The following is a 10,670-nucleotide window of genomic DNA, read 5'->3' as shown; positions in this document are numbered from 1 at the left end:
CAAAGAGGAAGCCTTATATCATATCAGTGCTTATAGAAATTGATCAGGCAGCCGTCGGCCAGGATCTTGCGCTCGTCGGCGGTCAGCGGGGCCATGTACAGGCTGAACTCCTTTGCGGTGTCGCCCAGCACATAGGCTTTGATGTCCTGCAGGTCGCCCTTGAGGGCCTCGCGGACATTCGGGATAAAGACATAGTCGCCCAGACCGAACGGCGTTGCGCCCACCAGCTGCAGCGGCAGCATACCCCAGTTGATGAGGTTGGAGCGGTAGCGCTTGGTGGCGTACTCGGTAACGATGTTGGCACCGGCCCCCAGCACACGCTGGCAGCTGGCCGCCTGCTCACGGGCAGAGCCATCGCCGGGCTTGACGGCAAAGATGGTGGATGCGATCTGCACATCGTTCCAAGTCAGGTTTTCGCAACCGGGCACCTTGTGCAGCTGGGCCAGCACCTCGGCACTGCCCTCGCCTGCACGGCGGGCCTTTTCTTCGGCCTGCACGGCCTTGGCACGGCCCACATACTCCGGGTCCTTGCGGCTGAGGGTGAACTCGGCCAAGCCCAGAGGATTGGAACGGTAAGACGAAGTCTCACCGGAGGGGATCAGCTCGTCGGTGGTGGTGACAGGGTCGGTGATGTAAGATGCCACCTTCAGCAGCAGGTTATCGCCCAGCGGTGCAATTTCGGGCCAGTCCTTGATGTTGGGGCCAAGCTTGAGCAGGGCATCGTAATCGCCCTTGCCAAAGCCCTGATACACGCGGGTATCGTAGCTGGAAGGATCGTACTGATACTCCGGCACGGTGGGATCATAGTCGATATCGGTAGCCGGGGTCAGAATGCCGCCGTTGGCCGTGGTGGCCGCAATGCTGCGGGCATCCATCAGTGCCACACCGGAAAGCTGGCCGTTGCCGGGCTTGGAGCCTTCGCGGCTGGGGAAGTTGCGGGTGGTATGGCGGATAGACAGCGCGCCGTTGGCTGGCACGTCGCCTGCGCCGAAGCAGGGGCCGCAGAACGCAGTGCGGACGGTGGCACCGCTGGCCATCAGGTCGTGGATGACTCCGGTGCGCACCAGTTCCATCATGATGGGCTGGCTGCCGGGATACACGCTCAGGGCGTAGTCACCGCAGCCGCCGGTGTGGCCCTTGAGGATGGAGGCAGCTTCATAAATGCTGTCGTACAGACCGCCTGCGCAGCCTGCGATCACGCCCTGATCCACACGCAGTTTACCGTTCTCGATCTTGCTGCACAGGTCAAGGCTGACATCCTTGCGGCCGATCAGCTTCTGCACATCCTGCTCGCAGGCATGGAGAATATCCTCAAGGTTTGCGTTCAGCTCTTCAATGGTAAATGCATTGGAGGGATGCATGGGCAGTGCGATCATGGGGCGGATGGCAGAAAGGTCTACCTCTACCACACCGTCGTAATAAGCAAGGTCGGCCGGAGCCAGCTTCTTATAGTCGGCGGCACGGCCATGCACCGCAAGGAATTTCTGCGTCGTTTCGTCGGTTTCCCAGATGGAGGACAGGCAGGTGGTCTCGGTGGTCATGGCATCGATGGCGTTGCGGGTATCCTGACGCAGGGACGCAACGCCGGGGCCGACAAACTCCATCACCTTGTTTTTGACATAGCCGCTCTTGAACAGCTTGCCCACCAGCGCAATGGCCACATCGTGCGGGCCGCAGCCTGCAGGCAGAGAGCCGGTGAGATAAATTGCAACAACACCCGGACGGGCCACATCGTAGGTGCGGCCCAGCAGCTGCTTTGCCAGCTCGCCGCCGCCCTCACCAATGGCCATGGTGCCCAGAGCACCGTAGCGGGTGTGGGAGTCCGAGCCAAGGATCATCTTGCCGCAGCCCGCAAACTTTTCGCGCATGTACTGGTGGATGACCGCCAGATGCGGGGGCACAAAAATGCCGCCGTATTTTTTGGCGGCGGACAGGCCGAAGCGGTGGTCGTCCTCATTGATGGTGCCGCCCACGGCGCAAAGGCTGTTGTGGCAGTTGGTGAGCACATACGGAATGGGGAATTTCTCCAGACCGGACGCACGGGCCGTCTGGATGATGCCCACAAAGGTGATGTCATGGCTGGCCATGGCATCGAACTTGATCTTCAGGTTTTCGGCATCGCCGCTGGTGTTGTGGGCCTGCAGAATGCTGTAGGCCATGGTGCCGGTCTTTGCGTTCTCGATGGCTGCGGCATCAAAGCCCTTTGCTGCCAGTGCGGCGCTTGCTTCGCCGTCTGCAGGCACCCATTCACCGCGGGCATAGTATGCGCCGCCGGTGCTGCACTTGATCATATCCAACATCTCGATTCGCCTCTCTTTTTGTATTTCCCGCCCGCCCTATCTTGCGGGCACTGCCCCAGCAGAGCGGTACGCTGCCCGCTCTGCCCTCTTCTGCCGCGCTGCCAAAGCATGCGGCTACGGCCCGGAAAACCGTATCTGAAGGTTATTATACCATGAAACCACGGAAAGAAAAAGCACTTTTTACAAATGAATCGTGAATGGAGGATGAAGAGACGGGCTCTGTGCTTTTTCTTGACAAAGAAGCCATTCTATTGTATTATTATTAGCGTTGTATGCCGCTGTGGTGAAATTGGCAGACACGAGGGACTTAAAATCCCTTTCTGGAGACAGAGTACGGGTTCGACCCCCGTCGGCGGCATAAAAAGACCCCCCAAGCTTACGCTTGAGGGGCTTTTTATTTTGCTTATTTTACACCTTGCCGCCGTGCAGCTCTGCATACATCTTGGAACGGCACTCGGCCACAGCCGGGGTCATGTTCACATAATGCTTATGCGGGCACTCCAGACGCAGCTCGCTCTCCCAGGTCTCCTCGGTGAGCTGCTTTGCAATGTAGGCCTTCTTCTCTGCGATCGAAGGCAGCTCAATGGCCAGCTGACCATTCAGCACATGCGGCACCAGCAGCTTTTTGACCTTGGTGGGGGTAATGGTGACGGTGCGCTCGATGGCATCGGAGTCCAGATTGACCATCGTGACGGGCTTGCCCGCCTCGATGACTTCATCATCCATGGCGATCAGGTCACACTGGGCCTGACCATTTTCATCGTAGAGGCGCCACGGCATCTTCTTGCCCGGAATGATGGCCTTGCTGGCGGAATCCGAGCACTTCATCTTGGGAGTGTAGCTGCCGTCCGGCTGCTTGACCGCCACCAGCTTGTACACACCGCCGAACACGGGGTCGGAAGCAGAGGTGATCAGGTTTTCGCCCACGCCGTAGGAGTCAAAATGAGCGTGCTCATACAGCTCCATGTTGGCGATCTTCTTTTCGTCCAGACCATTGGAAGCCACCAGCTTGATGTAAGGCTTACCGGCCGCATCCAGTGCCTTGCGCAGGCGCTTGGAGCCGCGGGCCAGGTCGCCGGAGTCGATACGGGCGCTCTTGACGCGGCGGTTCGGGTCGTTGGGGTATTTTTCGATGAGGTAATCGTCCAGTTTAATGAGGTTGGGCAGACCGCTCTCCATGATATTATAGGTGTCCAGCAGCAGACTGACCGAATCCGGGTAGGTATCGGCAAAGGCCTTGAAGGCATCAAACTCCGTGGGGAAGAACTCGATGAAGCTGTGCGCTACGGTGCCCACAGCCTTGACCTCCGCGCCGAACTTCATCTCGGCCAAGCAGTTGGCAGTGCCCACGCAGCCGCCCAGAACAGCAGCATATGCACCATCGTTGCCGGCGCTTTCGCCCTGCGCACGGCGGGTGCCGAATTCCATCACGCTGCGGGGCGTGTGGGTGTTCAGGCCGGTGACGCGGGTAGCCTTGGTGGCGATCAAACTGTGGAAGTTCATGGTCTGCAGCAGGTAGGTCTCGATCAGAATTGCGCCCACGAGGTCGCACTCGATGCGCACCATCTGCACATGCGGGTATGCCACCGTGCCCTCGGGCAGAGCGTACATGTCGCCCTTCCACTGATAGGTGCGCAGATACTCGCAGAATTCCTCACTCATGCCCTTGGTGCGCAGCCACCAGATATCCTGTGCATTGAAGTGGTAGTTCAGCAGGAAGCGGGTCAGCTTGCGCTGGCCGGCGCTGATGGAGTAGCCCTGAGCATCCGGGTTCTTGCGGAAGAACATATCAAACACCAGCGTGGTGTCCTTGAATCCGTGCAGGAACAGGCAGTTTGCCATTGTAAATTCATAAAAATCCACGACCATTGCGGGGTTGTCGTAGTCCTCATCTGGAATATAAGGCACAACCTTGATTTCGTCCATGAATAGTATCCTCTCTTCTTTACACCCGGCAAAGGCTCCTTGCCGTCCCCTGCCGTTCTGACCTGTGGGAAGGTTTGCGCACCTGCCTGTCTTGACAGTGCGTTTCTATCATGATATCACCAAACGCAGAGCGGTGCAAGCATTTTTGGAAAATCCCGGTCAATTTCCGGTAAGAAAAAGCCGCCCATACACAAACAGCACGGGCGGCTTTCAGAACAAACGTGTTAACCGTTGATGATATTGGGGGTAGCATTCTTCAGCACAACGTCGTGGCTGCCGCCCTCAACGATGGAGGTAGAGGAAACCACGGTCAGCTTTGCTTTCTGCTGCAGCTCCGGGATGGACAGAGCACCGCAGTTGCACATGGTGCTCTTGACCTTGTACAGAGTGGTCTGCACACCGTCAGCCAGAGGGCCGGCATAGGGCACGTAGCTGTCCACGCCTTCCTCAAAGCTCAGCTTGCTGGAACCGCCCAGATCGTAGCGCTGCCAGTTGCGGGCACGGTTGGAGCCTTCGCCCCAGTACTCCTTCATATACTGGCCGTTGATGCGCACCTTATTCGTGGGGCTTTCGTCAAAGCGGGCAAAGTAGCGGCCCAGCATCACAAAATCCGCACCCATGGCCAGTGCCAGCGTGATGTGGTAATCGTGGACGATGCCGCCGTCGGAGCAGATGGGCACGTAGATGCCGGTCTCCTTATAGTACTCATCGCGGGCCTTTGCCACCTCGATGACAGCGGTAGCCTGACCACGGCCAATGCCCTTGGTCTCGCGGGTGATGCAGATAGAACCGCCGCCAATGCCGATCTTCACGAAGTCTGCACCAGCCTCGGCCAGGAAGCGGAAGCCCTCGGCATCCACAACGTTGCCTGCGCCCACCTTGACGGTATCGCCGTAGTGCTCACGGATCCAGCCGATGGTGCGGCTCTGCCACTCGGAGTAACCCTCGGAAGAGTCGATGCACAGCACATCCACACCGGCATCCACCAGTGCGGGCACGCGCTCAGCGTAATCGCGGGTGTTGATGCCAGCACCCACCACATAGCTCTTGTTCTTATCCAGCAGTTCGTTGGCGTTCTTCTTGTGGGAATCGTAGTCCTTACGGAACACCATATACTTCAGGTTGCCCTCGGCATCCACCAGAGGCAGGGTGTTGATCTTGTTATCCCAGATGATGTTGTTGCAATCGTGCAGGGAGGTGTTCTCCGGTGCAGTGACCAGCTTTTCAATGGGAGTCATGAAGGTGGTGACAGAGGCATCATCCGGGGTGTGGTTGATGCGGTAGTCACGAGATGCAACAATGCCCAGCAGCTTGCCGCTCGGAGTGCCATCGGCAGTGATGGCAATGGTGGAGTGGCCGGTGCGTGCCTTCAGCTCCAGCACATCGTGCAGAGTGGCAGTGGGGGCCAGGTTGGAATCGGACACGACATAACCGGCCTTGAAGCTCTTGACACGGCGCACCATGGCAGCCTCGTTCTCAATGCTCTGAGAGCCGTAGATGAAGGACACGCCGCCCTGACGGGCCAGTGCAATGGCCAGCTTATCGCCAGAGACCGCCTGCATGATAGCGCTGATCATGGGAATATTCATCTGCAGGGGGCACTCCTCCTCGCCCTTGCGGTACTTGACCAGCGGGGTCTTGAGGCTGACAGCCGTGGGGATATTCTCTGCAGAGGAATAGCCGGGGATCAGCAGATATTCACCGAAAGTGCGGGAAGGTTCTTTATAGAAATAAGCCATGTTCAAACTCCTTTTCTCTTAACGCATCAACATCAATCGGATTCATGTTTGCAACCTATAAATTGATTGTATATACTGTACCACAAAGCCAGCCGGAATACAAACCCCCGCCGCGCCAAACTTTGTAAATGTCCTTTGCAGAAAAACAGGCAAATTGCCCACCAAAATGGCGTAAGGTCATACTTTCCCGCATGAGAAGCCGGTTTTTGCGTGATTTATGGATGCAAAAAAGCTCGTCCAGAACGGACGAGCTTTTTTGCACACGAAGCGGGATACCGCCTGTGCGGCACATGGATCACGACTGTGAAGGAGAACAGCCGGAGGAGGAGAACCTGTGCCCGATATCCCAAAAAACAAGAAGAAAAAGATTTCACACTCAGCAGGGCTTGTGCCCTTGCTGTAACCATATTGTAACTCTTTTGAAACCATTTTGCAATAGGGTTTTGTAATTTTTCTGTAATTTCTTTTGTTAACTTTTTGTAGACACATATAAAACCCCTGCCAGAAAATTTCCGGCAAGGGCCTTGCAGATCATTCTTTATTTTCTTAATAGCACTTTTTGCAAGCAGTGAAGCCTTCCGCTTTTGCTTTCGACAATGTAACCTTTTCCGGGTCTTTCATATTGCTGCAGGTAGACTTGCTGTGATATTTTTTGCCGCCGTGCGTTGGGACCCAGACCATCTGCTCCGTCTTTTTGCCGGCAGAAATGGTCTGAACGGCTGCAGTGGACGGCTTGCAGGCCGCAGTTTGTACCCTGGCGGCAGACGCCGTCGGGCACAGCAGACTGAAGCACAGTACCAGAATGGCCGCAAGGACTCGGAGATGTTTTTTCATTTGTTTTATCCTCCTTTGGACAATCAGAAAATCCTTCTAATAAAAGAGTACTCCCTGTTCCTCAGAGGATGCAATTCTCAAAATGCGCTGTTTTTTCTGCACGGGTGACGCTTTTTTGCATTGCTCGCTTATTTTCAGCTAAAAGCGGCGCAGCGGTTCTCTTGAAAAATCAACGATTTACACGTTTGTCTTTCCCACCTCCAGATAGCACTCAAAGCTGGTCTGGCCGTTGTGCTTTCCGACCACATACCAGCCATCCGCCGAAGGGGCATAAAACACCTCTGCCGTTTCTCCCATCGGGATCTCGCGGTGGTAGTTGATAGAAGCAAAGGTCACGGGGCCTTTGCGCATCACTTCCAGCGGCAGCGCATCGCAGACAAGGTCCAGATAGAATGCGTTGTTCAAATGGCCGTTCAGATCGCACTGGGAATAATGCGCCGTCCACTCCCCTGCGCTGGTCAGACCATCCTTGCACTTGTGCAGCTGCAAAGGCAGCTCGCCCTCCACCGTATCGTTCCAGAAATTCTCCACCGTCCAGCCCGGCTCCCGCAGGATACGGCCCTCGGCAAGGCTTGCCACGATCCAGCGGCAGTCCACCATAGCCACCTCTTTGCCCTCGGCATCGGTCAGGGTGGTGATGCGTTTGACGGAACCATGTTTGCTGACCTGCGCCCGGGAGGTAAGGGTCAGCGTTTCGGCACGCTGGGGCACGCGGTCAAATTTCAGGGCCTGCTTGCCCACCAGAAAGGTCACACCGCGATCTTTGAAGAACTGGTCATCCATACCAAAGGCGCGGGCGTGGTCTGTCGAAATCTGCTCCACATAGCGCAGCAGGGCGCTGGGCTTGAGCAGGCTGCGGAAGTCAGCATCTGCGTTCATGACTGTCATAGTCTCGGTGTAAAAGAACTGTTCCATGGTTTTCCTTTCTATAAAAAGAGACCACTGCACGTTGTTCTGTGCAGCAGCCTCCTTTGCGTTTAATACTGATTGCGGTTGCGCCTGCGGACCTTGCGCCAGATGTTGAAGCAGGCCAGCGCTACCATGGCTGCCAGCAGCGCAAGGAACAGCAGACTGCTGCCACCCTCGTCGTAGCTCTTCATTTCGCTCCACTTCACGTCCAGCTCGCTGTTCACATCGTCGCTCAGGGCAGTGAACACCTTTTCCTTGGCGGCTTTCTCTTCGGACGGATAAGCGATCTCGCTCTCCTTCAGATCCTCGTCCAGCACCTCCCACACATCCTGCATGGGGGTGGTGTAGCCGATGTACTCGGCGTTTGCCTTGCCGATGTCCGTCTCACACATGAAGTTGATGAACATTTCCGCAGCTTCCTGATGTTCACTGGCAGCAGGAATGGTCATGCAGTCCACGGAAAGCACGCTGCCTTCCTCCGGGAACACCCATGCAAGGTCGGGATTATCGTCGATCATGGTGATGGCATCGCCGGAGTAGTACACACCGACGGCTGCCTCGCCGCCGATCATCTTATCAAAGATCTCGTCCATGACGTAGGCCTGCACCAGCGGTTTCTGAGCCTTCAGCTCTTCCACCACCTCATCCACCTCTTCGGTGGACTGCGGGTTGATATCGTGGCCGCTCTTAAAAGCAGCAATGGCGTAGGCATCGCGGCTGTTGTTGAACATCAGGATATTGCCTGCGTACTGCTCGTCCCACAGGTCGGCCCAGCTGGTGGGCGCTTTGTCCACCATGGTGGTGTTATAAATGATGCCGGTGGTGCAGAGCATATAGGGCACGGTGTAGGCATTCTGCGGATCGTAATCCGGATCCACGTATTCCTGATTGATCTTTTTGAAGTTCGGGATATTGTCGTAGTTCAGAGGCTTGAGCATCCCCTCGGCGATCATTTTTGCCACCATGTAATCCGACGGAATGACCACATCGTAGTTGGCAGCGCCGGACTTGAGCTTTGCGTACATGGACTCGTTGGAGTCGAAGGTGGTGTAGTTCACCTTGATGCCGGTGAGCTTTTCAAAGGCCGCCACCACGTCCACGCTGTCGTCCGAGCCGTTGGAGATGTACTCGCCCCAGTTATAGACATTGATGGCCACGTTCTGGCCCTTGAAGCGGGTCCAGTCGTAATCGTCCGACACCGAGACATCCTCGGTGACTTCGATGGTGCCGGCGGCAAAGGCGGGCATTGCACAGCAGACCGTCATTGCCAGCGCCAGCAGCAGCACAGCAAAACGTTTCATCACACGCCCTCCCCTCTCAGCGCCTTCTGGTCGCGGCGGTAGCTGCGGCTCTCCATTGCGTTGGAGATCAGAATGATGCACAGAATGACCACGAACATGATGGTGGACAGCGCATAGATCTCCGGGCTGACCTTTTTACGGGTCATGGAGTAGATGGCGATGGGCAGCGTTTCCACCGTGCCGCAGTTGAAATAGGAGATCATGAAGTCGTCGATGGAATAGGTCAGGCAGATGAGGAATGCCGACAGGATGGCCGGGCTGATCTCCGGCAGGATGACCTTGAAGAAGGCCTGCTTGGGGTCGCAGCCAAGATCGAGCGCTGCCTCATACAGCTTGATATCCAATTGCTTGAGCTTGGGCGTGACGTTGAAGATGACATACGGCACATTGAACGCGATATGCGCAATGAGCAGCGTCGGGAAGCCCATGATGGTATCCGGCAGCCAGGAGACACCCCCGGCAAAGCGCTGGTAGGCCACAAACAGCAGCATGAGCGAGATGCCGGTGATGATCTCCGGGTTGACCACCGGGATATAGGTGATGTTGGTGACGACAAGGCGGCTCCCGCGGCCCATGGACGCAATGCCCAGACTTGCCGCTGTACCCAACACAGTGGCAATGACCGCAGAGATCAGAGCCACTTCCAGCGAGACCAGCAGCGCATGCAGGATGGAGGAGTTGTGCAGCAGGCTGGAGTACCACTTGAGGGTAAAGCCGGTGAAGAGCGAATAGCCCTTGGACTGGTTGAAGCTGAATACGATCATGTATGCAATGGGCAGGTACATGAAGCAGAAAAACAGCACGATATAGACGCGCTGCATCAGGCGCAGATGTTTCGTTTTCATCAGGACACGCCCTCCATTTCATCTTCATCAAAGCTGGAGGTGAAGCTCATGCACAGCAGCACAATGATCATCAGCACAAGGCTCATGGCAGAACCCACGTTCAGATTGTAGCTGTTGCCCAGAAACTGCATCTCGATCAGATCGCCAATGAGCAGGTTGGAGCCGCCGCCCAGCATACGGCTGATAACAAAGGTGGACACCGCCGGGACGAACACCATGGTGATGCCGGTGCTGATGCCGGGCACGCTCATGGGGATGAGCACCCGGAGAAGGGTCTTGGTGGTGGAAGCGCCCAGATCCTGCGCAGCTTCCACCAGGCTCTGGTCGATCTTGGTCATGCTGGTGTACAGCGGCAGGATCATATAGGGCACATAGTTATACACCATGCCCAGCACCACCGCGCCGGAGGTGTTGAGCATATTGAAGGGGCCAAGGCCGAACACGCCCAGAACGGCGTTCACCGGGCCGTTGATGCTGAGCAGGCCCATCCATGCGTAGGTGCGCAGCAGGAAGTTCATCCACATGGGCAGCATGACCAGCATGAGCATGATGTGCTGCTTGTTCACCCGCAGGCGGGAAAGGAAATAGCCCACCGGGAACGCAATGACCAGACAAATGACCGTGGCAATGAGGGCCAGCAGCAGGCTGCGGGCAAACACCGAGCCGTAGCCGCTGATGGAGGTGAGGTTATCCAGCGTGAAAGCTCCGTTTGCATCCGTAAATGCATAGTACACCACGATGATCAAAGGCACCACTGTGAACAGCGTCATCCATACAAAGTACGGATAGGCCAGCTTTTTATCGTAAATCTTCATC

General features: G+C 56.4%; 8 protein-coding genes and 1 tRNA gene. 1 reads left to right on the top strand and 8 read right to left on the bottom strand.

Going from position 1 to position 10,670, the window contains the following annotated elements:
- Positions 1 to 23: 23 nt before the first annotated feature.
- A complete protein-coding gene (locus tag QZL71_RS04005) occupies positions 24 to 2,300 on the bottom strand; it encodes a hydratase (RefSeq protein ID WP_097781857.1) in 2,277 nt (758 codons plus the stop codon).
- 274 nt (positions 2,301 to 2,574) lie between these two features.
- Here QZL71_RS04005 and QZL71_RS04000 point away from each other — a divergent pair.
- A tRNA-Leu gene (locus tag QZL71_RS04000) sits at positions 2,575 to 2,658 on the top strand.
- A gap of 50 nt (positions 2,659 to 2,708) precedes the next feature.
- Here QZL71_RS04000 and QZL71_RS03995 read toward each other — a convergent pair.
- The 7 genes from QZL71_RS03995 to QZL71_RS03965 form a co-directional block, all read right to left on the bottom strand.
- Positions 2,709 to 4,226, bottom strand: coding sequence for a nicotinate phosphoribosyltransferase (locus tag QZL71_RS03995; RefSeq protein ID WP_005937257.1), 1,518 nt, complete (start codon positions 4,224 to 4,226; stop codon positions 2,709 to 2,711).
- A gap of 224 nt (positions 4,227 to 4,450) precedes the next feature.
- Positions 4,451 to 5,965: an IMP dehydrogenase gene (locus QZL71_RS03990; protein WP_120019819.1), complete on the bottom strand. Its 1,515-nt coding sequence runs from the start codon at positions 5,963 to 5,965 to the stop codon at positions 4,451 to 4,453.
- A gap of 546 nt (positions 5,966 to 6,511) precedes the next feature.
- A complete protein-coding gene (locus tag QZL71_RS03985) occupies positions 6,512 to 6,799 on the bottom strand; it encodes a hypothetical protein (RefSeq protein WP_294647866.1) in 288 nt (95 codons plus the stop codon).
- 177 nt (positions 6,800 to 6,976) lie between these two features.
- Complete coding sequence (locus QZL71_RS03980) at positions 6,977 to 7,714, bottom strand: acyl-[acyl-carrier-protein] thioesterase (RefSeq protein WP_097781859.1); 738 nt, start codon at positions 7,712 to 7,714, stop codon at positions 6,977 to 6,979.
- A gap of 62 nt (positions 7,715 to 7,776) precedes the next feature.
- On the bottom strand, positions 7,777 to 9,009 hold the full coding sequence (locus QZL71_RS03975) for an ABC transporter substrate-binding protein (RefSeq protein ID WP_154258844.1): 1,233 nt from the start codon (positions 9,007 to 9,009) through the stop codon (positions 7,777 to 7,779).
- A complete protein-coding gene (locus QZL71_RS03970; RefSeq protein ID WP_005937234.1) occupies positions 9,009 to 9,854 on the bottom strand; it encodes an ABC transporter permease in 846 nt (281 codons plus the stop codon). The genes QZL71_RS03975 and QZL71_RS03970 overlap by 1 nt, the downstream gene beginning before the upstream one ends.
- Positions 9,854 to 10,669: an ABC transporter permease gene (locus QZL71_RS03965; RefSeq protein WP_044953212.1), complete on the bottom strand. Its 816-nt coding sequence runs from the start codon at positions 10,667 to 10,669 to the stop codon at positions 9,854 to 9,856. The genes QZL71_RS03970 and QZL71_RS03965 overlap by 1 nt, the downstream gene beginning before the upstream one ends.
- Position 10,670: the final 1 nt, after the last annotated feature.

The sequence above is a fragment of the uncultured Faecalibacterium sp. genome, from assembly GCF_900066275.1.
Classification (GTDB): Bacteria; Bacillota; Clostridia; order Oscillospirales; family Ruminococcaceae; genus Faecalibacterium; species Faecalibacterium taiwanense.
The sequence above is the reverse complement of the archived record's forward strand: the minus strand, read 5'-3'. Positions and strand labels throughout refer to the sequence as shown.